This is a genomic window from Streptomyces sp. NPDC031466, from assembly GCF_055581265.1.
On the sequence record NZ_JBVIJT010000001.1, the window covers coordinates 345,016 to 368,037 of the forward strand.

Annotated in this window: 21 protein-coding genes; 17 read left to right on the forward strand and 4 right to left on the reverse strand. The window is 72.4% G+C overall.

Annotation, left to right across the window (positions count from 1 at the left end; translation table 11 throughout):
- The 6 genes from ACZ5GP_RS01210 to ACZ5GP_RS01235 all read left to right on the forward strand — a co-directional run bounded on the left by ACZ5GP_RS01210 (window position 1) and on the right by ACZ5GP_RS01235 (window position 6,212).
- A complete protein-coding gene (locus tag ACZ5GP_RS01210) occupies window positions 1-1,611 on the forward strand; it encodes an MBL fold metallo-hydrolase (RefSeq protein ID WP_468748767.1) in 1,611 nt (536 codons plus the stop codon).
- Complete coding sequence (locus ACZ5GP_RS01215) at window positions 1,608-2,879, forward strand: ATP-grasp domain-containing protein (RefSeq protein ID WP_468748768.1); 1,272 nt, start codon at window positions 1,608-1,610, stop codon at window positions 2,877-2,879. Before ACZ5GP_RS01210 ends, ACZ5GP_RS01215 begins: the two co-directional genes overlap by 4 nt.
- Window positions 2,879-3,730: a TauD/TfdA dioxygenase family protein gene (locus ACZ5GP_RS01220; protein WP_468748769.1), complete on the forward strand. Its 852-nt coding sequence runs from the start codon at window positions 2,879-2,881 to the stop codon at window positions 3,728-3,730. The genes ACZ5GP_RS01215 and ACZ5GP_RS01220 overlap by 1 nt, the downstream gene beginning before the upstream one ends.
- A complete protein-coding gene (gene cpt / locus ACZ5GP_RS01225; RefSeq protein WP_468748770.1) occupies window positions 3,727-4,260 on the forward strand; it encodes a chloramphenicol phosphotransferase CPT in 534 nt (177 codons plus the stop codon). The genes ACZ5GP_RS01220 and cpt overlap by 4 nt, the downstream gene beginning before the upstream one ends.
- A gap of 78 nt (window positions 4,261-4,338) precedes the next feature.
- A complete protein-coding gene (locus ACZ5GP_RS01230; RefSeq protein ID WP_468748771.1) occupies window positions 4,339-5,607 on the forward strand; it encodes an MFS transporter in 1,269 nt (422 codons plus the stop codon).
- Window positions 5,608-5,648: 41 nt separating this feature from the next.
- Window positions 5,649-6,212, forward strand: coding sequence for a hypothetical protein (locus tag ACZ5GP_RS01235; RefSeq protein ID WP_358696731.1), 564 nt, complete (start codon window positions 5,649-5,651; stop codon window positions 6,210-6,212).
- Between the two features lie 50 nt (window positions 6,213-6,262).
- Here ACZ5GP_RS01235 and ACZ5GP_RS01240 read toward each other — a convergent pair whose 3' ends face one another.
- Window positions 6,263-7,180: a 2-hydroxyacid dehydrogenase gene (locus ACZ5GP_RS01240; RefSeq protein WP_468748772.1), complete on the reverse strand. Its 918-nt coding sequence runs from the start codon at window positions 7,178-7,180 to the stop codon at window positions 6,263-6,265.
- Window positions 7,181-7,733: 553 nt separating this feature from the next.
- Between ACZ5GP_RS01240 and ACZ5GP_RS01245 the strand changes: the two genes are divergently transcribed.
- The 3 genes from ACZ5GP_RS01245 to ACZ5GP_RS01255 all read left to right on the forward strand — a co-directional run bounded on the left by ACZ5GP_RS01245 (window position 7,734) and on the right by ACZ5GP_RS01255 (window position 12,117).
- Window positions 7,734-9,002 (forward strand): ATP-grasp domain-containing protein, encoded by a 1,269-nt coding sequence (locus tag ACZ5GP_RS01245; RefSeq protein ID WP_468748773.1) that lies wholly within the window; start codon window positions 7,734-7,736, stop codon window positions 9,000-9,002.
- A 92-nt stretch (window positions 9,003-9,094) separates the two neighbouring features.
- Entirely contained in the window at window positions 9,095-10,438 is a 1,344-nt protein-coding gene (locus tag ACZ5GP_RS01250) for an aminotransferase-like domain-containing protein (RefSeq protein ID WP_468748774.1), read from the forward strand.
- 113 nt (window positions 10,439-10,551) lie between these two features.
- The gene (locus ACZ5GP_RS01255; protein WP_468748775.1) at window positions 10,552-12,117 is read left to right on the forward strand and encodes an APC family permease; all 1,566 of its coding nucleotides are present in this window, start codon (window positions 10,552-10,554) and stop codon (window positions 12,115-12,117) included.
- Between the two features lie 11 nt (window positions 12,118-12,128).
- Here the strand turns inward: ACZ5GP_RS01255 and ACZ5GP_RS01260 are convergent, their stop codons facing one another.
- From ACZ5GP_RS01260 to ACZ5GP_RS01270, 3 genes are all read right to left on the reverse strand, one after another.
- Entirely contained in the window at window positions 12,129-13,013 is an 885-nt protein-coding gene (locus ACZ5GP_RS01260) for an oxygenase MpaB family protein (protein ID WP_468748776.1), read from the reverse strand.
- A gap of 187 nt (window positions 13,014-13,200) precedes the next feature.
- Complete coding sequence (locus ACZ5GP_RS01265) at window positions 13,201-13,827, reverse strand: SAM-dependent methyltransferase (protein ID WP_468748777.1); 627 nt, start codon at window positions 13,825-13,827, stop codon at window positions 13,201-13,203.
- Between the two features lie 96 nt (window positions 13,828-13,923).
- Window positions 13,924-14,940 (reverse strand): helix-turn-helix domain-containing protein, encoded by a 1,017-nt coding sequence (locus ACZ5GP_RS01270; protein WP_468748778.1) that lies wholly within the window; start codon window positions 14,938-14,940, stop codon window positions 13,924-13,926.
- A 782-nt stretch (window positions 14,941-15,722) separates the two neighbouring features.
- On the opposite strand from ACZ5GP_RS01270, the gene ACZ5GP_RS01275 reads away from it, so the two are divergent.
- The 8 genes from ACZ5GP_RS01275 (at window position 15,723) to ACZ5GP_RS01310 (ending at window position 23,006) form a co-directional block, all read left to right on the forward strand.
- Window positions 15,723-15,899: a hypothetical protein gene (locus ACZ5GP_RS01275; protein WP_468748779.1), complete on the forward strand. Its 177-nt coding sequence runs from the start codon at window positions 15,723-15,725 to the stop codon at window positions 15,897-15,899.
- Between the two features lie 79 nt (window positions 15,900-15,978).
- Complete coding sequence (locus tag ACZ5GP_RS01280) at window positions 15,979-16,437, forward strand: cobalamin B12-binding domain-containing protein (RefSeq protein ID WP_468748780.1); 459 nt, start codon at window positions 15,979-15,981, stop codon at window positions 16,435-16,437.
- A complete protein-coding gene (locus tag ACZ5GP_RS01285; RefSeq protein WP_468748781.1) occupies window positions 16,434-17,741 on the forward strand; it encodes a methylaspartate mutase in 1,308 nt (435 codons plus the stop codon). Before ACZ5GP_RS01280 ends, ACZ5GP_RS01285 begins: the two co-directional genes overlap by 4 nt.
- A gap of 62 nt (window positions 17,742-17,803) precedes the next feature.
- Window positions 17,804-18,805 (forward strand): asparagine synthetase A, encoded by a 1,002-nt coding sequence (locus tag ACZ5GP_RS01290; RefSeq protein WP_468748782.1) that lies wholly within the window; start codon window positions 17,804-17,806, stop codon window positions 18,803-18,805.
- A complete protein-coding gene (locus tag ACZ5GP_RS01295; RefSeq protein ID WP_468748783.1) occupies window positions 18,802-20,088 on the forward strand; it encodes a glutamate synthase-related protein in 1,287 nt (428 codons plus the stop codon). The genes ACZ5GP_RS01290 and ACZ5GP_RS01295 overlap by 4 nt, the downstream gene beginning before the upstream one ends.
- Window positions 20,088-21,338, forward strand: a complete 1,251-nt coding sequence (locus ACZ5GP_RS01300) for an MFS transporter (RefSeq protein ID WP_468748784.1) — start codon at window positions 20,088-20,090, stop codon at window positions 21,336-21,338. The genes ACZ5GP_RS01295 and ACZ5GP_RS01300 overlap by 1 nt, the downstream gene beginning before the upstream one ends.
- Window positions 21,331-22,803, forward strand: a complete 1,473-nt coding sequence (locus ACZ5GP_RS01305; RefSeq protein ID WP_468748785.1) for an amidase family protein — start codon at window positions 21,331-21,333, stop codon at window positions 22,801-22,803. Before ACZ5GP_RS01300 ends, ACZ5GP_RS01305 begins: the two co-directional genes overlap by 8 nt.
- Complete coding sequence (locus ACZ5GP_RS01310; protein ID WP_468748786.1) at window positions 22,800-23,006, forward strand: MbtH family protein; 207 nt, start codon at window positions 22,800-22,802, stop codon at window positions 23,004-23,006. The genes ACZ5GP_RS01305 and ACZ5GP_RS01310 overlap by 4 nt, the downstream gene beginning before the upstream one ends.
- Window positions 23,007-23,022 lie beyond the last annotated feature (16 nt).

The window sequence follows — 23,022 nt, forward strand, 5'->3', positions numbered from 1 at the left end:
GTGACCCAGTCGCTGTCCCTCAAGAAGAACGTCATCGCGGAGCCGGCCGTCGCCGGGTGGTACGCGTGGTCGTACCTGATCCCTCCGCACACCCTGGCGAAGTACCTGAAGAACCACTACCGGAACATCGTCGAGTCCTACCTCGCCGATCCCGAGACCCACCGCACGGCACTGCGGCAGGCCCGCTTCCTCGGCGGTCCTTTCGTGCACGAGCGCGACGGCTCGTACGACCGGGTCCGGGAGTGGTACGACGCCGCGCGGGAACAGCACGCCCCGCTGCTCGAACTCGCGGACGCCATCGATGAGTTGGAGCAGAAGATCCTGCCCGGCCAGACCGGTGCGTCGATGGACCAGGTGTACGGGCAGCTGCCCGGGCCGCTGGCCGGCCGCGTGGAGCTGTTCTACGACCGGGACAACCGCACGCCCGACTACCGGTTCATCGAGCCGCTCCTGTACCGCTCCCCGTACTTCGACCCCTCTCTGCAGCAGGTCAGGTTCTCCGAGATCCACCAGGACGCGCGTGAGTTCGCGCTGACCACCCCGGTGCTCGAGTACACGAGCGAGCAGGTACTGGTCACCGTGCCGCTGGACTCCGAGCTGCTGGACACGGTCTTCCGCGGCGGCCTCACCCCGCAGGAGCTGGACCGGGTGACCGCGGACCTCGGCCTGGACGCGGAGCGCGCCGCGACCTTCCGGGGGTTCTTCGAGGAGAGCCCGGCCCCCGAGGCGGCCCCCGGGCCGGTGGACACCGGCGAGGACGTCATCGAATACGTCGGCCACGCCTGCGTGTTCGTCCGGCACCGGGGCACCACCTTCCTGGTCGACCCCGTGATCAGCTACAGCGGGTACTCGTGCGAGAGCGACGGCAGGTTCACCTTCGACGACCTGCCCGAGCGCGTCGACTACGTGATGATCACCCACAATCACCAGGACCACATGCTCCTGGAGACCCTGATCAAGATCCGCCACCGGGTCGGCAGGGTCGTCATCGCCAAGTCCGCCAACTCCAGCCTGGTGGACCCCGGCCTCAAGCAGACGCTGACCCGGCTCGGCTTCCGTGACGTGGTCGAACTCGACGACCTGGACGTGCTCGACACCCCCGGCGGCACCATCACGGCGGTGCCGTTCCTCGGGGAGCACGGTGACATCCGGATCCGTACCAAGTGCGGCTGGATGCTGGATCTGGACGGCACCCGGGTGCTGTTCGCCGCGGACTCCACCAACGTCTCCCCCGAGCTGTACCCGCAGGTGACGGCCGCGCTCGGCCAGGTGCACACGGTGTTCATCGGGATGGAGAGCGTGGGCGCGCCGGTCAGCTGGCTCTACGGTCCGCTCTTCCCGGAGAAGCTGGAGCGCCGCGTCGACGCGGGCCGGCGCCTGAAGGGCAGCAACTTCGAGCAGGCGGCCGCGATCGTCGACGCGCTCGGGGCCGACTCCGTCTACGTGTACGCGATGGGCCAGGAGCCCTGGCTCGGCGCGGTGATGTGCGTCGAGTACGACGAGAGGCATCCGGCGATGATCGACAGCGACAAGCTGGTCGCGTACGTGAAGGAGCGGGGCGGCACGTCGAAGCGGCTGTTCCTGCACGAGACGATGGCAGTGCGGCCGTGAGCGCCGGCAAGCGGCATGTCGTGCACATCGGGTTCCACGCCTCGGAGGCGCACACCGCGGACTTCGACGCCGACCGGGTGACCGTCGTGATGCCCCGGGCGAGCGCCGCGCGGCTGCCCGACACGCTGGCGTCGCGGTTCGCCCGGATCGCGGTCCTCGACCTGCCGGACTCGGACGACCTGGACACCTATGACCGGGCCGTGGACCGCATGCGCGAACTCGTCGCCGAACTCATCGCCGAGTTCGGCCCGCCCGCGGGGATCGTCGGCCTCTACGAGCACACCACGCTGCCCGCGGCCCGGTTGCGCGAGCACTTCGGGGTGCCGGGCACGAGCGTGGAGACCGCGCTGCGGTGCCGGGACAAGGTGCCGATGAAACAGGCCCTGTCCGGCACGGGTATCCGCGTCCCGCGGTTCCTCGCGGTGGGGCCGGACACCGGGCACGCGGAGCTGGCCGAGTTCGCCGGCCGGATGCCCGGCCGGATCGTGCTCAAGCCGCGGAGCCAGGGGGCGAGCATCGGTGTCCGGATCCTCGACGGGGCGGCGGAACTCCTCGCGCTCGCCGAGGCGGGCGACATCGAGGAGGGGTACGAGGTCGAGGAGTTCGTGGACGGCTCCATCTACCACATCGACGGTGTCGTCCGGGACGCGAAGACGCACTGGTTCTGCGCCTCGCGCTACCTCGACAGCTGCTTCGACTTCCAGCACGGCACCGCCCCGCTGGCGGCGGTGACCCCGGACGACCCCGAACTCGTGGACAGGATACGGCGGTTCACCGAGACGGTGCTGCGCGCCCTGGATCTCACGGACAGCACCTTCCACATGGAGCTGTTCCACACTCCCGAGGACGAGCTGGTCTTCCTGGAGATCGGCAACCGCTTCGGCGGCGCCGGCATCAGTTGGCACCAGCGCACCGTCTACGGCGTGGACCTCGCCAAGGAGGCGGCGCTGGCCTGCCTGGGCCGGCCCTCGGACCTGGCGACGCCCACGACCATGCTGGACCACCGGGAGGTGGGGGCCTCCGGCTGGCTGTACATGCCCGCCGTCGCCGGGGCCGTGCGGGTCGTCGCCGTCACCGGACTCGACGAACTCCCCTCCTCCGTGGTGGCCGTCGACACCCCGGCGGTCGGTGAGGTCCTCGACGCGGACGGCCGGATCTGGCCGACCGCCGGGGGGTTTTTGGTCAGTGGGGAGTCCACGGCCGCGGTGGAGCAGGACATCACCCGGATCATCCACACGTACACACTCGAAACGAAGGCAGGGGACTAGTGGCCCGCACGAAGCTCGGCACGCACATCGGAGTGGTCGTCGACGACTACCGCCTGGACCCGGCCGATCCCGGACTCCGCGACTTCGTCACCGAACTGCTGCTGCAGCACAAGGTGGTGTTCTTCAAGAGCCAGCACCTCGACCGCCACACCTTCATGAAGGTCGCGAAGCGGCTCGGCAGGACCGAGGTGCACCCGTTCATCTCCGAGGACGAGCCCGTGGTGCACGGCATCTCGCCGTTCCAGCCCTACCACGAGTACCCGGAGATCACCGGGATCTACCACGACGAGAAGCACACCGGGAACCTCAACGCCTGGCACAGCGACCTCAACTGGCGCGAGGTCCCGACCTTCGGCTCGATGCTGCGGGCCGTGCAGATCCCGCCGCGGGGCGGCGACACCTGCTGGGCGAACATGGCGGCGGCGTACGCCTCGCTCAGCGACGAGGTCAAGGAGCAGTTGGAGGGCCTGCGGATCGTGCACGACTGGATGCAGATCTACTTCCCCGCGTTCGACGGCAACGACGAGGCGCTGAGCCGCATGCGGGAGAAGTACCCCGCGCAGTCGCATCCCCTCGTGCTCACGCACCCTTTCACCGGCGAGAAGTCCCTCTTCTCCAACAAGGTCTCGGGGGTCCGCATCGAAGGTCTCGACGAGGCGGAGAGCAAGCGAATTCTGGATATGGTGCACCTCTTGGCATGGCGTCCGGAATTCCAGTGCCGTTTCTCGTGGGAGGAGGGTGACGTGGCGATCTGGGACAACCTGGCCAGCCAGCATTACGCGGTCTCCGACTACTGGCCGCACGCCCGCAAAATGGAACGCATCACTCTCGAAGGGGAGCCGATCAAGTGAGTACCCAAGTCATTGTCCTCAACGGTGGATCCAGCTCCGGCAAGAGCGGAATCACCCGCTGTCTGAAGGCGATCCTGCCCGACCCGTGGATCAACCTCGGCGTCGACGACCTCATCGACCGCCTGCCGCCGTCCCTGATCGAGTCCGGCTCCGGCGTGGAGTTCGGCCAGCAGGGCGAGGTCGTGCTGGGCGAGGGTTTCCGTGAGATGGAAGAGGCCTGGACGAAGGGCGTCGCCGCCATGGCGCGGGCCGGGGCCCGGATCATCATCGACGACGTGTTTCTCAGCGGAGCGGCCTCCCAGGACCGTCTGCGCGCCCACCTGGAGGGCCTGGAGGTGCTCTGGGTCGGTGTCCACTGCGACCCCGAGGTGGCGGCCGGCCGTGAGATCGCCCGTGGCGACCGGGTGATCGGCATGGCCGTCTCGCAGGCGGAGGCCGTGCACAAGGGCGTGACCTACGACGTCGAGGTGGACACCAGTCACACCGAGGCCCTGGCCTGCGCGCGGACCATCGCCGCGCGCGTGAACTGACATACCCCAGGTGAGCACGCCCCCGGCGAGCGGGCGTGCTCACCGCCGCGGTCCCGGACGGAGTGAAGGAGACGGAGCATGGACAGTGCCGAAGGCAACGGGGCGGGCGCGGCACCGGCCACGTCGCGCCCGCCGGGGCGGCCGCCCGCGCAGGAGACGTGGCACAAGTTCTGGCTGCTGACCTCCGCGGCGTCGATCTCCGAACTGGGCAACACCTTCCTGCACCTGGCGATGCCGTGGACCATCCTGGCCAGTACGGGTTCTCCCCTGATGGCCGCGCTCAGCCTCGGTGTGCAGTACCTGCCGTTCGTCGCCTCGCCCCTGCTGGGCACCCTGATCGACGGCTATGAGCGCCGTGCGGTCTTCATGGTCTCCGAGCTGGTGCAGGGCCTGCTCGTCGCGCTCACGCCGTTCCTGCTCATGGTGGACCAGGTCGAACTGGTCCTCGTGGTCCTCCTGGTCGCCGGATGCGGCACCGTGACCTCCAACCTGACCAGCGACTTCAGTCTGCTGCCCATGCTCGCGCCACAGGACCGGCTGACCGAGGCGTACAGCCGGTTCGGGGCCGCGACGGAACTGGCCCGCTGCGCCGGGCCCGCCGTCGCCGGTGTCATCCTCGCGGGGGTCGGGGGGTATTGGGCGCTGTGGATCGACGCCGCCACCTTCCTGGTCACCGCCGCCGTCGCGGCCGTGCTCCCGCGCGGGGAGAAACCGGTCGTCGAGCGCGGCTTCCTGCGCATGCAGAAGGAGGGCTTCCGCAGTTTCCGCAGGATACCGGGCGTACCACGGCTCACCGCGGTCCTCGCGGTGTACAACCTGGGCGCGGGCGCGGTGCCGACCGTTCTGCTGGTTCTCGCCGCCGACACCTGGGGCTGGTCCAGCGGCTGGGCGGGGGCGGTGCTGGCCGTCGGGGCCGCCGGCAGCGCGCTCGGGTCCTGGCTGGGCGGCCGGCTGTGGCGGGGGGCGCCCGCCGAGCGGCGTGTCCGGCTGTGGTTCCTGGTGTGCGCCGCCGCCTCCGCCGCGCTCCTCGTACCGTGGGAGGGCGTCGTGGTGCTGGGCTTCTGCGCCCTGATGGCGGGTGAGGGAGGCATGAACGTCACCACGAACGAGTACCGCTTCCGGGCGATACCCGAGGAGGTGTCGGGCCGGGTCAACGCGGTGATGCGGGCCTTCATCCTGGGCGGCGCGGCCCTGTCCTCCGTCCTGCTCGGCTGGTCGGTGACGCTGTCGGAACACGTGCTGCGGTTCGCCCCGGCCCTGATCACCTCGCTCCTGGCGGTCCTGCTGTGGCGGGCCTCGCGGAGCCTGCGCGCCGTCCGGCCGGCCGAACCGGAGAAGACGCTCTAGGGCGCGCCACCGTCACAACAGCACTCGCGAAAGGAATGCGCATGCTCTACATGTTCGCCTTCGACAAGGTCGGCGTCGTGGTCGGGGATCTGTACTTCGTCGACCCCGAGCCGCTCAAGGGCCAGGAGAGCCCCGAGCACGGGGTCCGGCTGGAGTTGCGGCTGGTCGAGCAGGGTGAGCTGGTGGACTCCGTCTACGCCGCCTACCCGGTCTCGGTGGGCCGGCCGGTGTGGCGCGCCGACTTCCTGGAGTCGGTCGACGGCAGGCCGGGAAGCTTCGACCGGACCCACCACCACCCGGTGTTCACCGGCTGGGATCCGGGTGAGCGGGTCTTCGTCCGGGAGCTGTCCGCGGACCCCATGGGCTGGCTCGGGGACCGGCTGGCGGACCTCGACGGCCTGCTGGAAGCGGCCCGGTTCCCCGCCGACACGGCCGGTCCGACGGATGCCGCTCAGCTGCGCGGGGCGGCGCCCGAGATCGTGGACGCGACCCGCAGGCTGCTCGAGCGGGTCCGGGCGGGCGAGCTGGGGAACCGGCCGGAGGGCGAGACGCCCGCCCCTCTCCCCGGGCAGCAGCAGGCTCTGGTCCGCTCCGGCTGGTTGTGAGCCGCGTGGGGGCCGGTCCGCGGGTCGCGGGGACCGGCCCCCGGGGGACGTCAGTAGCCTGCGGGGCCGATCACGTTGGCGAGCGGCTCGCCGGCCGCGTAGCGGACCAGCTGGGCCTTCGCCAGGGCCATGGCCCTGCCCGGCGGTGTCCCGTTGGACCCGGCGGTGTGCGGTGTCAGCAGCAGCCCGGGGGCGGACCACAGCGGGTGGCCGGCCGGCAGCGGCTCCGGGTCGGTCACGTCGAGCGCCGCCAGCAGTCGGCGGCCGCGCAGCTCGGTGACCAGCGCGTCGGTGTCGACCAGGCGGCCGCGACCGGCGTTCACCAGCAGGGTGCCGTCCCGCATCCGGTCCAGGAACGCGGCGTCCACCAGGCCGGTGGTGGCCGGGGTCAGCGGCAGCAGGAGGATCACGATGTCCGCCTCGGGCAGCAGTGCGGGCAGCTCGTCCACCGTGTGCACGCCCGGGCGCGCCCGCCGGGCCACCGCCGTGATGTCGGCGCCGAACGCGGCCAGGGCCGGGGCGAGCGCCGAGCCGAGGGAGCCGTACCCCACGAGCAGCACCCGCTTGCCCTCGAGCGTGTCCGTGTGGGTGTAGTCCCAGCGTTCCTCGCGGCGGGCCTGCTCGAAGCGGGGCAGCCGCAGCAGGTGGGCCAGGACGGCGCCGGTGACCCATTCGACGACCGCCCGGTCGTAGGCGCCACTGGCGTTGCACAGGACGACGCCTTCGGGCACGTGGGGCCGGATCCACTCCACGCCGGCGGACTCCAGCTGCACGAGCCGCAGCCGGGGCAGCTCGGCGAGCCGGGAGAGCCGGGCGTCGCCGACGCCGTAGGGCGGCACGACCACCTCCACCGTGTCCGCCGAGGCGGGGAGTTGGTCCTCCCCCGTCCACACATCGGCCCGAAATCCCTTCGGGAGCCCGCCCATGAGAGCCTCCGATTCCGGGGTCGGCAGCCATACGGTGATCACGACCGGCCTCCCCGAAGGGGTGCCGCCGCTATGTCCACCGGAAGCGGGCCGCGGGTTCCGGGAAAGGGGGACGGAGAATTCTCCGGATTGTTCCGTGCACGAAGATCCATGCGCCGCACATTAGCGTCCCCGGTGTGCACGCGGCCACGTCACGGGAGCGGACCGCGTCCGTGAATGTCCGTTTGCGCCCGGTGATTTCGGACTGCGGGGGAATTGCGATGGGCCGGGGTTTCCGGGCGATCCCGTAATCCGTTGACATCCGTTCAGAACACGGGCAAGAATCCGGCTGGCACAAAAATCGTCCGGGCGGTCGGCAGACATTCTCAGCGCATCCGCAGCACCATCCGCCCAGTTTCCGAAATCGGCCCCTTCCGTCCGGCCGGCCCCGGCAGCCGACTCCGTGAACGGCGCGGCTGTTCCTCCCCGGCACCTCCGGGCCCCGTTGGCCGCCGCGTCCGGCGGCTGTCGCACGGCATCCGGTCGCGCGCCGGGCCCGCGCACACGGCGCGTCCCGCGTTCACAGCTCGTCCCCGCACAGACCGAAGGAACCGTCATGACCGATCAGGCCGTTCAGACCCCGGACCCCGCCGCGCCCGAGGCGCCGGTCCTGTTGCTGGTGGGCAGCGGGTACCGCCCCTACCGCGAATACATCCTGGCCGCGGTCTCCCGGCACTACCGGCTGTGGCTGCTGGACTCGTCCGAGGCGACCTGGCAGCTGGCGTACTGCGCGGGCGCCACCCGGGTCGACACGCGGAACGCGGACGCGGTGCGCGAGGCGGCGCTGGCCGTCGTCGACAAGCTCCCGGTCGTGGGCGTCTTCACCTACGACGAGACGCAGGTCGTCTTCTGCGCACGGCTCGCGCAGGACCTCGGACTGCCGGGCAGCCCGCCCGAAGCCATCATCAACTGCCGTGACAAGGCCGCCACTCGCGCCGCACTCACCGGCGCCGGCGTGCCCCAGCCGGCCTCCTTCACCGTGACCACCGCCGAGGAGGCCCTGGACGCGGCCGAGAAGATCGGCTACCCGGTCATCGTCAAGGCACGGGCCATGGCGGCCAGTTTCGGTGTCGTCCGCGCCGACGGTCCCGCGGACATCGCCGCCGCCTTCGCCGCGGCCGACGGCGCCGACTTCATGAACCTGCCGCGCTACCCGGCGAACGTCCTGGTGGAGGAGTTCCTGACCGGCCCGGAGATCAGCGTCGACGCCGTCATCCACGACGGCGAGGTCCATCCGACCGTCATCGCCCGCAAGCGCCTCGGCCTCGAACCGTACTTCGAGGAGACCGGCCACGACGTCGACGCGGGCGATCCGCTCTTCCGCGACGAGGCACTCCTCGGCCAGCTCCGCGACATCCACCGCGCCCTGGGCTTCCAATACGGCGCCACCCACTCCGAGTTCAAGCTGACCCCCGCGGGTCCGCGCCTGGTGGAGGTCAACGCCCGGCTCGGCGGGGACCTCATCCCCTACCTGGGCCTGCTGGCGACGGGCGTCGACCCCACGGTCGCGGCGGCCCACGCGGCGGCCGGCCGCAGAAGCGACCTCACGCCCAAGCACCGCAAGGCGGCGGCCGTCCGGTTCCTGCTGCCCCAGGGGCACTGCCGGACCGAGGAGGTCGTCGTCCGGGAAGACCGGTTCGGGCCGACCATCCACGAGACGGGTATCACCGCCGAGCCCGGCGACGAACTCGACCTGCCGCCCGCCGCGTTCCTCACCCGCTACGCCCATGTCGTGGCCGTGGGGGACGACTTGGACCAGGTCCTTGCGGACCTGCGGGAGCCCGAGCGCCTCGTGGAGCTTCGCGCCGAAGTGCTGCCCGGCTGAACCCGGCGCACCGCCGATCCCTGATCCGCTGATCTGCCTCCCGGGTCCGCGGTGCCCGCGCCCCGGACCCGGCGACGAGAACAGGACTCCCCATGACCAGTGTTTCCGAGCGGCTCGGCAGCGCTCCGGTGCCGCCCGCGGTGCTCGGCGGTGTCCGGCTGGACGCCGCCGATCTGCACGCCTCGGTGAGCGACCCGTGCCTGACGTCGATGACGCTGCTCAACGACATCGCGGGCCGGCACCCGGACGCCGTCTCCTTCGCCGCGGGGCGCCCGTACGAGGGCTTCTACGAGGTCTCCGCGCTCGGCGACCACCTGGGCGCCTTCGAGCGGCACCTGGCGGACGATCTCGGCCTGAGCCCCGAGGCCGTGCGGCGCACCCTCTTCCAGTACGGGCGCACCAAGGGGTTCATCCACCACCTGATCGCACGCCATCTGGCGAACGACGAGCGGATGACGGTGGACCCCGAGTCCGTGCTGGTGACCACGGGCTGCCAGGAGGCGATGGTCCTGGTGCTGCGGGCGCTGCGCCGCGACCACCGTGACGTCGTCCTCACCGCGTACCCCTCGTACGTCGGCTTCCTCGGAGCGACCCGGCTCGTCGACATGCCGGTACGGCCGGTCGCGGAGGGGCCCGGCGGCATCGATCTGGACGACCTGGCCGAACAGATCCGCCGCGCCCGCGCCGAGGGGCTGCGCCCGCGCGCGTGCTACGTGGTGCCCGACTTCGCCAACCCCAGCGGTGTCAGCATGTCGCAGGCCGACCGCCGAAGGCTCCTGGAGCTGGCCGACCAGGAGGACTTCCTGGTCCTCGAGGACAACCCGTACTCGATGTTCCACGGGGGCGGGGGCCGGCTGCCCACCCTGAAGTCCCTGGACACCGGGCACCGTGTGGTCTACTTCGGGTCGTTCGCGAAGACGGCTTTCGCGGGGGCGCGCGTGGGGTACGTGGTCGCGGACCAGCCGATGACCGGCGGCGGTCTCTTCGCCGACGAGCTCGCGAAGCTCAAGAGCATGCTCACGCTCAACACCTCCACGGTCGCCCAGGCCGTCGTGGGCGGATTCCTGCTGCGCAACGGCTGCAGCGTGGAGCGGGCCACCGTGCGCGAGGCCCGGGTCTACCGCGACAACCTGCGGGCCGTGGTCAGCGGCTTGCGCGGGCACTTCGGCGACGACGGTCCGCTGCGCGCGTCCGGGGTCTCGTGGAACGTTCCGGCGGGCGGCATGTTCATCGTCGTCACCCTGCCCTTCCGTGCGGACGACGCGCTGCTGGAGTACTCCGCCGAGCGCTTCGGCGTGCTGTGGACACCCATGTACCACTTCTACGCGGGGGACGGCGGAGCGCATCAGATCCGGCTGTCCTTCAGCGTCCTCTCGCCCGAGCGGATCGACGTGGGGATCGGCCGGCTGGCCGCGCTCGTCGCCGACCGCGCCTGAATCCGACGCGCGCAACCACCCGATCGCCGCACTGTGGGGGAAGACATCGTGGAACCGAGAGCACACCGATCCGTCATGCCCGACGCCGTGAGCACGAGCCCGGGAGGGGCGGCATGACGGCCACCGCGACGGGCCCGGGAACCCGGCCGAAGCCGGGCCAGGACGGCAACCTGCGGCGCGAGCTCGGTTTCTGGAGTCTGACGGGGGTGGCTTTCGGCGGCATCATCGGCTCGGGCTGGCTCTTCGCCTCGTTCGCCGGGGCTCAGGCCGCGGGCCCCGCGGCCGTGGTCTCCTGGGTGATCGGCGGGGCCTCGTTGACACTGATCGCCCTGGTGCTCATCGAGTTGGGCGCCGGCACTCCGGAGGCCGGCGGCATGGTGCGGTGGCCGCGCCTGGCGAACGGACCGCTCGCGGGCACGCTCATCGGCTGGACGATGCTCCTCGCGGTCGCCAGCACGATGGCCGCACAGGCCTCCGCCATCGTGCAGTACGCCAACCGGTACCTGCCGGGGATGTACGAGGGCGACGCGCTGACCGTCAAGGGACGGCTCGCCGGAGCGTCGCTGCTGCTGCTCCTCGTGATCCTGAACTGGTTCGGGGTGAAACTCTTCGCCCGGCTGAACCTGCTGGTCACCGTGGTCAAGATATGCGTCCCGCTGCTCACGGTCGTGGCGCTGCTGGTGTCGAGCTTCCATCCCGGGAACGTCTCGGCGGGCGGCGGGTTCGCCCCGTACGGGTGGTCGGCCGCGCTGACCGCGATCGCGAGCGCGGGGATCGTCTACGCCATCGACGGCTTCGCCTCCCCCATCGAACTGTCCGCCGAGGCCAAGAACCCCCGGCGGGACATACCCCGGGCGGTGCTGACCGCCATCGGACTGTCGGTGCTGCTGCACATCGTCCTCCAGCTGACCTTCATCTTCGCCGTCCCGCCGGACGCCCTCGGCTCGGGCTGGCGCGGGCTGACCTTCGCCTCTCCCTTCGGCGAGCTGGCGCTGCTGCTCAACCTCAGCTGGCTGGCCGCGGTCATCTACGCCGACGCCGTGTTCTCGCCGGGCGGCTCGACGTATGTGACGGTGGCGGCGGGCAGCCGCGAGACCTACGCGGTGGCCAAGAACGAGGCACTGCCGCGGCGCTTCGCGGTCGTGTCGCAGCGGGTGGGCGTGCCGCGCAACGCCATGGCCCTGAACTACGTCCTGAGCGTCGTCGTCCTGCTGCCGTCCAGCGGGTGGCGCGACATCATCACCGTCGTCGGCGCGCTGGCCCTCCTGAGTTATTCGCTGTGTTCCGTGGCGGCGGGCACCTTCCGGGCCGCCGCCCCCGAGCGGCTGGCGGGCTGGGTCCGCGGCCTGGGCTGGATCGCACCGGCCGGTTTCGTCGTCGCCTCGGAGCTGGTGTACTGGTCCGCCTGGGAGAACCTGCGGATCGCGCTGCCCGAACTGCTGGCCGCGGTGCTGCTGTTCGCCGTCCTGCGCCGCCACCGGCTGAACCTCGGGGCCGAACTGCGCACCGGTGCCTGGCTCCTCGGCTACCTCGCGTGGCTGCTGCTGCTCTCGGCGCTCGGCAGCTTCGGCGGCACGGGCCTGATCCCGGCCCCCTGGGACACGGTGGCGGTGGCCCTGTGCGCCCTGAGCACCTACCGGTGGGGCGTGCGCTCGGGCACGGCGTACCTGCGGCGCTGAGAACGCCCTGGCTACTCCGGTAGGGCGTCCCGCCTGTGGAGTCGGCGCGGGGCCGGGCGGCTGCCGGGGCCCAGACGGGCCATGGCGCGCAGGATGTGCCGGGGCGGGAGTTGCCAGCGTACGCGGGCGGGGACGGCGCGCAGGACGGTGCCCGTACGGACGAGGCGGCGCGTCACCACGGGGGGCGAGGGGGCGGGTCTGCCGTACAGCTCGTGGGCGTAGGGCGGCAGGGAGGAGTACGCCAGCGCGGCCACGCGCCGCCACAGCAGGGCGCGTGCCGGGGCGAGCAGCGCGGGCGTCGGCGGGTTCCGCAGGAAGTCGTCGACGGCCCGGGCGTCGGGGCCCGCGGCCAGTTCGGGGCGCAGCTGGTCGAAGTAGGCGGCGAGTTCGGCCGTCGTGCCGGGTACGTCGGCGGGGTCGAGGCCCACCAGCCGGGCGCTCTGCCGGTGTTCGTGGACGTAGCGGTCGGCGAGGTCGTCCGGCATCCGGATTCCCGACCGGCGTGCGACGTGGAGGTAGGAGTCGATCTCCGCGCAGTGCACCCAGCGCAGCAGTTCGGGCTCGTCGACGCCGTACCGCTCCCCCGTTTCGGGGTCGGTGGCGGTGAGCATCGCGTGGATCTTGCGGACGCGGGCGCCTGCCTTCTCGGCGGCCTCGGTGGTGCCGTACGTGGTGGTGCCGACGAAGGCGGCGGTGCGCATCAGGCGGCCCCAGGCGTCCTTGCGGAAGTCACTGTTGTGCATGACGCCGCGCACCGCGCGGGGGTGCAGGGCCTGGAGGTAGAGGGCGCGGATCCCGGCGATCCACATCATGGGGTCGGAGTGGACCTGCCAGGTCACCGACGCGGGCCCGAAGAGGCCGGGGTCGGGGGCGGCCGCGGGTATGTGTGCGGGCATGGGGTCCGTCCTGACTCCCGGGTCTCGTCCTGGGTCTCCGTTCTGGGCCGTACACCTCAAGTGTGCCCGCCCGGAAGTAAACCGGGGAGGGGAACCGGGGAGGGGAACCGGGGAGGGGAACCGGGAGGGAAAGGGAGCGGCTCAGACAGACCACGCCGGTCAGACCACGCCGGTCAGGCCGCGCCGGTCAGGCCGCCCGGCGGATGAGCAGGATGTGGTCGGTGACCTCGGCGGTGCGGCCCTGGGGCCCGGTGGCGGTCCGGCGGGCCGCTTCGGCCCGTTCGACGGTCCACCCCGCCGGGTCCAGGCCGACGTCCTCGGCGACCTCCCGCGCGGTGGGGTAGCGGAGGCCGGGGTCCTGGTCCCATGACCAGGGGGCGGTCGAGCCGTGGTCGACGACCAGCAGCCGTCCGCCGGCCCGCAGCGCGTGCGCGGCCGTGCGCAGGACGGTCGCCCTGTCCAGTGCCAGCGGCGTCTGCAAGTAGTGGGCGCTGATGAGGTCGAACGCGCCCTGCGGGAACGTCTCCTGCAGGTCATGCCGTTCGGCGACGACCCGGTCCGCGAGGCCGTGGGCGTCGGCGAGGGCTTCGAGGCGCTGGACCGCCACGGCCGACACGTCGACGGCGGTGACGTGCCACCCCTGACGGGCGAGCCACACCGTGTCGCCGCCCCCGCCGCATCCGAGGTCGAGCGCGTCGCCGGGCGCCAGGTCCGCGGCCGTCTCGGTAAGTCGTGTGTTCGGCCGGGGCTCGGTGTCCGCCGGGCGGGCCGCGTGGACGCCGTCCCAGAACGTGACCGCATCGGTGGTGCTCATCGGGGCTCCTTCGGTAGGGGAACGGGCCCCAGCCTTGCCGCCGCACGACGATTCGGCACGGGAACTTGCCGGTTCGGCAAGGCGCGCGCGGCTCCGTCACTCGTCCCCGCTCAGCCAGCCCTTCGCGACCGCCCGCGCCCCGGCCTGGAAGCGACTGCGGGCCCCCAGCTCCTCCATCAGGTCGGCCGCGATGCGGCGTGCGGTGCGGGGCGACACACCCAGACGCTTGGCGACGGCCTCGTCGGTGAGACCCTGGGCCAGCATTTTGAGGACCTCGACCTCCTGCGGGGCCAGACCGTCCTCGTCCCGGTCGCGGGCGACGGCGCCGAGCGGGGCGGCCTTCTCCCACAAGGAGTCGAACAGGGCGCACAGGGCGGTGAGCGTGCCGTCGGCGCCGAGGACGAGGGCGCCCGCGGCGCTGTTCTCCCCGTCGGTGGGCACGATGGCCACCTCACGGTCCAGGATCATGAGGCGTACCGGGAGGGAGGGAGTGGTGCGCACCTCGCCGCCCAGCTCCGTGAGCCACTTGGCGTAGGCGACGGTGGCGGGGCTGTTGCGGACGCTGTCCAGGTACAGGGTGCGCATGCGCACGCCCTGGCTCAGAAGTTCCTCGTCCTGCGGCTTGGCCGCGTCCATGCTGGCGGCGCTCTGCGCACCACCGGTGGCGAAGGTCATCACCTCGGCCTTGACCTCCCGCACCAGCACCTGGATGCGGTCCCGGATCTCCTCGATCCCCTCCAGCTGTTCGACGTCGGCCACGCCCTTGCGGGGTCGGCTGGCGGCGAAGTCGGCGGCGAGGCGGGTGGCGGCGGCGCGCAGCCGCTCGACCTGCTGCTGTTCGGCGGCGAGTCGTTCCTGCTGTTCGGCGATGAGGACCTGGATGCCCAGCTCCGGGTCGACGGCGCGGAAGACGTGAGGTTCCTCCAGGCAGGGGCGGATCAGCGCCAGCTCGCTCAACCTGTCGAGTGAGTCGCCCAGTTGGGTGTCGGAGAGGCCGAGCAGGGCCTGGAGTTCGTCGAGGTCCGCCTGTGGCTGGGCCAGGAGGGTCTTGTAGACGTTCGCGCAGGTGTCGTCCAGGCCGAGCGCGTCGAGCACTCCTGTCCCCCGCGTCACTCCAACCCCCTGAGTCGAGCTGTTGGGCCTCATCACACCAGTGCTATCAAGCGAGAGGGGTCCAGGGGGAGATACCCGCCACCTCTGGCCAAAACTCGTCGGGGGTGCTGGCCGCTTCGGGACCTGGCATAGACCGGCCGCGACCCCGCCTTGTTGGCTCCGTGTCGCCTTGCGCAAGCTCGGAAGATGCAGCTTGTTCACGCACGGGTTCAGTTGGCGGTCGATCCCCCCGCGCCCGAGCGCCTCAGGGCGATCTTCCGGTCCCACGCACTCCGTCACGAAGGGATACAGCACGTCAGCATCCATCCGGACACGGACCGGAGCCTGACCGTCGGGGTCTTCGTGACCGCCGCTTCACTGGTCGGGGCGGAGGCCACGGCGCGCGCGTTCGTCATACGGGCCGTGGCGGGCGAGCACACGCTTCGGGGCGCCCGGGTCGTTTCGTGCGCGGCGGCCCTGGTACCCCAGTTCTACGACGAACTCTGGGACGCCGGGGACACCGGGGATGCCGGTGGACGGTCTATGCGAGGGCCGGATCAGGACAGCGGTCAGCCCTAGCGGCGCACCACGGCGGCACGCAAACCTGGTTTCACCGGCGCAAGGACGCCCCGCCACCGCGGGGAGGCAGCCGGATCGTCAGTGTCGATCGCGGAGCGCTCCGGCTCCGGCGCAGGACCTGAATTCGCCGCCGACCCCGCGCCCCCCATTCCGAGGCATTCCTGCATACCCAGTCCTTCACCGACGTTCCTGAACAGACAGTCCTTCACAAGAGGAGTGATCACATGTCCACCGGTGCCCGCTTCACCCAGTTCCTCGCGGTTCTCGTCCTGCTCGCCGTCGCGGCCCTCGGGGCCCTCTCGCTCGCCGGCGGTTCGGCGGGCACCACCGACGCGCACGGGGCAGCGGCGGCGGGGGCGGGCGGTGTCGCGCAGGTCCAGGACACCACGGGCTGGGACTAGCAGCCGGTGCACGCCGTCTCCCCCCGCCCCTCCCCCCTCGCCGGATCCGTTCCTTCCCGTGAGAGAGACCGCAAGAGAGATGAGCACCGCCTTGAACCAGAGAAAGCCGGGCGACATACGAGGGCTCCGCATCGTGGTCACCAGTCTCGCCTCCGACGCGCACACCTGGAATCTCGTCTATCTCCAGCTCCTGTTGGAGGAGTGGGGGCACGAGGTGGTCAACCTCGGTGCCTGCGTCCCCGATGAGCTGCTGCTCGACACCTGCTCCCGCCTCACCCCCGATCTGGTCGTGATCAGCAGCGTCAACGGCCACGGCTTCCACGAGGGCAAGCGGGTCATCGGAAAGCTGCGGGCCCGTGCGGAGCTGGCGCCCCTGTCGGTCGTCATCGGCGGCAAGCTCGGCATCGGCGGACCCGGTGGGCGCGAGCGCGCCTCGATACTCTCCGCGGCCGGTTTCGACGGCGTGTTCGAGGACGGCAGCGGGATGGGTGCGTTCCGCTCCTTCCTGGCCCGGCTGCCGCAGGGAGTGTCGTCATGACGGCGGGGTCCGGATCCGCCCTGTCCTTCGGGGACTTCGTCGCCCGGGCCGCCGCGGCGGGCCGGCTCGTCGTCCAGCCGCGCATGGGCATCGGTGACCCGGCGGGGATGCGCGCCGGTCTGCGCGCCGTGCGGGAGGCCGGGGTCCGCGCGGCCGGCACGATCACCCTGGACAGCTTCACCCGGGTCGGCGACCACGCCGCCGTCCACACGGCGCTGGCCGCGGGCGACCCCCTCAACGGCTACCCGATCGTGGCCTATCCGCCCGAGTTCACCCGCGAGGTCCTCAACGGACTGCACGACGACACCTTCCCGGTGCAGGTGCGGCACGGCTCGCCGCGGCCGCAGGACATCTTCGCCGCGCTCGGCGCGTGCGGCCTCCACGCCAGCGAGGGCGGCCCCCTCTCCTACTGCCTGCCCTACAGCCGTGTCCCCGTCGCCGACGCGGTGCGCCACTGGGCCGAGTCCTGCGAGCTCCTCGCGGGATCGCCCGGGACCGGCGTACGGCCGCACCTGGAGTCCTTCGGCGGGTGCATGATGGGCCAGCTCTGCCCGCCCAGCCTGCTCGTGGCGATCAGCGTGCTGGAGGCGATGTTCTTCCGCCGGCACGGCGTGGAGAGCGTCTCCCTGAGTTACGCGCAGCAGACGCACCCGGAGCAGGACGCCGAGGCGCTGGGCGCCCTGCGCCGACTGGCGGCCGAGCTGCTGGAGGGAGCCGACTGGCACGTCGTGCTCTACACCTACATGGGCGTCTTCCCGCGCACCGAGGGCGGAGCGGGTGAACTCCTCGCCCAGGCGGCCCGGTTGGCGGTGCGCACCGGCACGGAGCGGCTGATCGTTAAGACGGTCGCGGAGGCCCACCGCATCCCCACCGTCGAGGAGAACGTGGCCGCGCTGCGGGTCGCGGACGCGGCGGCCGAGGCCGAGCGCCCGCTCGTGCGGCCCGACCCGCCGGACACCGGCATCCTCGCGGAGGCCAGAGCGCTGATCGAGGCCGTCCTTGACCTCGACGCCGATCTGGACAGGGCCTTGGTGCGGGCGGTCCGGCGCGGCTACCTCGACGTGCCGTACTGCCTGCACCCCGACAACGCGGGCCGCACCCGCGCGACCGTCGACGCGACCGGCCGGCTTCGGTGGTCGCGCACCGGGTCCCTCCCGTTCGGCTCCCTCGTCGAGACGGACGACCGGCACGAGGCCGACGCCGCGCAGCTCCTGCGCTCCCTGTCCTACGTGGAGCAGAGCTTCGACGGCGCCGCCCTGGAGCGAGCCGTGAGCGCCGACGGCACGACACTCGGCGTCGGCTGAGCACCGCAGGGCCGACCCCGCCACCCCACGCCCTCCCCACTTCACGAAGGAGAGAGTCCGGCATGGACATCACCCAGCAAGAGACCACCTCGCCCGGCGACCCCCGTGCCCACCTGACGTCGCCGGTCACCAGGGCCGTGCTGAAGACGCAGCACACCATGCTGAACGCGGCCCGCGAGCACCTGTCCGGGCAGGAGTTCACCGAGCTGCTGCCGCCGGTGATAGGCCCGGTGACCGACCCCGGCGCCCGGGGCGCCAAGCAGGTCGACGTGGACTACTACGGTCACCGCTACAAACTGATGACCAGCGCCATCCTGTACAAGCAGGCGTCGCTGACCGCCTTCGACCGCATCTTCTGCGTGGCCCCGAACGTCCGCCTGGAGCCGTTGGAGACCAGTTCCACCAGTCGGCACCTCGCCGAGTTCCACCAGATCGACGTGGAGATCGCCGGCGCCTCCCGCGACGACGCGATGGCGGTCGCGGAGGGACTGGTCAAGCACATCGTGCGCCGGGTCGTGGAGCTGGCCCCGGACGAACTGGCCGTACTGGGCCGGGACACCGACGCGTTCACCGGGCTGCTGTCGCAGGCGCCCTTCGGCCGCCGCACCCACGCGTCCGCCGTCGCCGACCTGCACTCCATGGGCCACGACCAGAATCCGGACGCGGAGATCGACTGGGCCGGTGAGGCGCTGCTGTCGTCCAAGTCCGACCAGCCGTTCTTCGTGACCGACTACCCCAAGGGCTCACGCGGGTTCTACGACAAGGAGAACGCGGAACGGCCCGGTTTCCTGCGCAACTTCGACCTGCTGGCCGCCGAGGGCTACGGCGAGCTGTGCAGCGGCGGCGAGCGCGAGCACGACTACGGCACGATCATCGCCCGGATGCGGGAGACCGGCGAGAACCCGGCCAAGTACGCCTGGTACCTGAAGATGGTCCGCGAGGGCATCCCCGCCAGCGCCGGTTTCGGGATCGGCCTGGAGCGGCTGACCCGCTACATCGCCGGTCTGCACTCGGTGTGGCAGGCGAGCGCCTACCCCAAGGTCCCCGGGGTGATGGCCCCGTGAGTGTCCTGCGAGCCGATCACTTCCCCGACGCGGAGGTACGCGAACGCGCCCGCCGTGGCCCCGCGGCGGCCTTCCCCGACGTGCACGACTACGGCCACGCGCTGTTCGGCGCCGGGGAGGAGCGCGACCGGCCCCACGGCGACACCCTGGACGACGCCCGGCTCGTACCGCCGGTCTTCATGCCGCAGCGGCTGGAGAAGCTCATCGACCTGGGGCGCGAACCGCTGCACAACGACGTCGACCTGACCACCGAGATCGGCGGGTTCGCTGCCGCGCTGCCGCTGTATCTGTCGGCGTTCGGATCGACTCAGGTGGCCGGCGCCGGGCTCGGGCAGGCCGCCAGCCGACAGGCGGGCGAGCTGGGCATCCCCATGGTGATCGGCGAGAACGTCGCCCCGGTCAACGGCTCCGGGCAGCTCACCGGTGCCGAGGACGTGACCCTGCTCGGCCGGGTACGGGCCTACGCGGACGCCGTGCCGGACGGGCTCGGCGGGGTCGTCGTCCAGCAGAGCACCGAGGACGCCGACGCCGAGGTGTGGAACCTCCTCTACAGCGCGCCGGCCGCCCTGCCCCTGCTGGACAGCGGCAGGCTCGCGCTGGAGCTGAAGGTCGGCCAGGGCGCCAAACCGGGCCTCGGCGGGATGACCGTCGTCGACGACACCCGGGCCGCCGCACTGGCCGGGCAGTTCGCCGTGGAGCGGGTCTTCGACGAGGCGAGCGGACGGCAGTTGCGCTGCGCGAGCCCCGGCACGTTCACCGAGGAGGTGCTGCGCCAGCAGATCCGGCTGATGCGCAACAACTACCCCCGGGCCCGGGTGTGGGTGAAGCTGCCGCCCGGCCGGGACGTGGGCGAGGCCGCCAAGGTGGCCTGGGCCGCCGGCGCCGACTCCGTCACCGTCGACGGCGCCGAGGGGGGCTCCGGCTGGGCGCCCAAGGCCTTCCTGTCCGGCGTCGGACTGCCGCTCGCCGAGTGCCTGCGCCGCATCGGTGATCCGGCCGGCTGCCTGCTGGTGTCCGGGCGGATGTGGGAGGGGACGCGCGCGGTGAAGTCCCTCGCCCTCGGCGCCCGCGCGGTGGGCCTCGGCCGGGCGGCGCTGCTGGCCGTGGACGAGGACCCGCGGGCCGGTCTGCGGCGCCTGACCGAGTGCCTGGCCCTGGAGATGCGGCTGTTGATCAGCGCGCTCGGCAAGTACCGCCCGCGGGCCCTGGCCGCCGAGGACGTCTGGACGCCGTCGGCCGCGGCGGGCAGACCAGCGGCACCGCTCCCCGCGGAAGTGCGCTGATGCCCCCCGGCACCGCGGAGGCCGCCCCCGCGCACACCGGTCCCGTCTCCCCCCGCTACCTGTCGTTCGTCGGCGCCACCGGCCTGTCGAGCGTGGGCGACGCGGCGTGGACCATCGCCCTCGCGTCGACGGTGGTCGCGGCGACCAGCGCGGCGAGCGCGGGTACGGTGCTCGCGCTGGCCGGGGTGCCGCGGCTCGCCGCGCTGCTCGGCGCGGGCGCGGTGGCCGACCGGTACGGGCCGGCCCGGGTGATGGTGTGGTCGGACCTGGCCCGGGGCGCGCTGATGGCCGTCGCGGCGGTCGCCGTGGTGCTCACCGGCCCTTCGGTGCCGGTCCTGTTCGCCGTCGCCGCGGTGCTGGGGCTGCTCGGCGCGTTCTTCCTGCCCGCGAGCGGCGCCCTGCGCCCTCTGCTGTTGCCGCCGGAGCATCTGGTGCGGGGCAACGCCCTGTATCTGATCGGTCTGCGCGCCGGTCAGGCGGCGGGCGGGCCGGTCGGCGCGTGGCTGCTGGGCCTCGGCGGGATGGTGGCGGTGGCCGGCGCGAACGCGGCGAGCTTCCTGGTCTCGGCGGCGGCGGTGGCGCTCTGCCGGCCCCGCGAGGCGCGGCGGGACGTGGGCGGCGCCGATGACGAGCGGGACCGTACCCGGCTGATCACGCGCGTCGCCGAGGGGATGCGGTACGCCGCCCGGCACCGCCGTCTGCGCCTGCTGCTGTGCGTGGTCGGACTCGTGGAGCTGGCGGGCGCCGGGCCGATCAACGTGGGCCTGGTGCTGCTCGCCGACTCCCTGGACGCGGGGACGACGGGCGCGGGCGTACTGCTGTCCGCGTTCACGGTGGGTGCCGCGGCCGCGTTCCTGATGAGCCTCGCGCTGCCGGTCCGCCGGTGGGCCGCCGCCGTCCTGGTGGGGTGCGTGACCGGGCAGGCCCTGGTGCTCGTCGTCCTCGGGCAGGTCCACTCGGTGGGCGCGGCGGCCGCCGGGTACGGCCTGATGGGCGCGGCCACCGCGCAGGCGAGCCTGGTGCTGATGTCGCTCATCCAGCGCGCTTCGGCGACGGAGATGCGGGGCCGGGTGATGGCGTTGATGTCCCTGCTGTCGTTCACCGCCCCGCTGGTCGGCAACCTCGTCATGGGCGTGGCCGTCGACTCCTTCGGTTTCGCGGTGACGCTGGGCCTGCACGGACTCGTCGCGGCAGCGGCCGTCACCGTTTTCCTCGCTTCGCGCACACTGCGGGAGGCACGCCTTGACTGAGTTCACGTCGCCCGGGTTCGCGGGCCCGTGGCCCTCTCTGGCCGAGCTGGGCGAGCGGCTGCGGCGGCGCGACGTACGGGCCGTCGATCTGGTGGAGAGATGTCTGGAGCGGATCTCCGCCGTCGACGGCCGGCTCAACGCGGTGTTCGCCCTCGATCCGACCGCCCGTGCCCAGGCCGAGGCCGCCGACCGGCGCCTGGCCGCCGATGCTGCGCGGGCCGGCGCCGGGCGCCCCCTTGAAGGGGTGCCGGTCTTGGTGAAGGACAACATCGACACCCGGGACCTCGCCACGGCGGCCGGCTCGCCCCTGCTGACGCGGTGTCCTCCGGCGACGGACGCCGCCGTGGTGCAGCTGCTGCGGGCCGCGGGCGCCGTGCTGGTCGGCAAGACGAATCTGTCCGAGTGGGGCAACTTCCGTTCCGTGGACGGCGTCGAGGGATGGTCGGGGGCCGGCGGTCAGACGTTCAATCCGCACGCGCTCGACCACAGCCCCGCCGGGTCGTCCTCCGGTTCGGCCGTCGCGGTGGCCGCGGGCCTCGCACCCCTGGCCATCGGTACGGAGACCGACGGGTCGGTGGTGTGCCCCGCCTCCGTCACCGGTGTCGTCGGCGTGAAGCCCGAACCGGGGCTGCTCCCGGTGGACGGCATCGTGCCGATCTCACCGGCCCTGGACACGCCGGGTCTCCTCGCGGGCAGCTGCGCCGACGCGGCGGCCTGCCTGGCGGCGCTGACGGGCACCGTGCGGCCCGAACCCGTGGGCGTGGCCGGGCTGCGCCTCGGGGTCTGGCCCGGGCGGCGGATGGCCCCGGCCGCCCTGGCGGCCCTGGACCGGACCGTCACCGCGCTCACCGCGGCGGGCGCCGTCGTCGTACCCGTCGAACTTGCCCTCGACGCGCGCATGTTGGACGACGCCCTGGACGCCCTGGTGGCGGAGTTCCGGCCGGGCATCGAGCGGTACCTGGCCGCTCGGGCGGGCGCGCCGCCCACCCTGGCCGCGCTCGCCGAGGCCACCGCGGAGCTGGCGGCCCCGTTCGGCCAGGACCTGTTCGAACGCGCCCTCGCGGTGAGCGACGAGGACCGCGCCGAGGCCCCGGCCAAGCGCGCCCGCTCCCGGCAGTGGGCCCGCACGCTGCTGCGCGACGCGATGCGCCGGCACGGCGTGGCCGCCGTCGTCGCGCCGACCAGCGATCCGGCGTGGCCGGTGGACCACGTGGGCGGCGACCGGCGCACCCGCAACACCTCGACGCTGCCCGCCCTGGCCGGCCGGCCGCACATCTCCGTGCCCGCCGGTCTGTCCGGTGCGCTCCCCGTGGGCGTGTCCGTGTTCGGGCCGCCCCGTACCAGTGACGCCCTGGAGATCGCCGCCGCCGTCGAAACGGTCTGCGGCCCCCGCCCGATCCCCCGGCCCGGCACCCGCCCGGCCCCCCACGCATCAGCCGATGAACCAGAAGGAGCCCTGCGATGACCAACCCCTTCGACGCCACCGACACCGACTTCCTGGTGCTGGTGAACGACGAGAACCAGCACTCCCTGTGGCCTGCCGCCATCGACGTCCCCTCCGGGTGGGCCACGGTGCACGGTCCCGCCGACCGGGCCGCGTGCCTGACGTACGTCGAGACCCACTGGACGGACCTGCGGCCCGCGAGCCTCGCCGCGCTGCGCGGCTGAACGTCCGCGCGGCGGA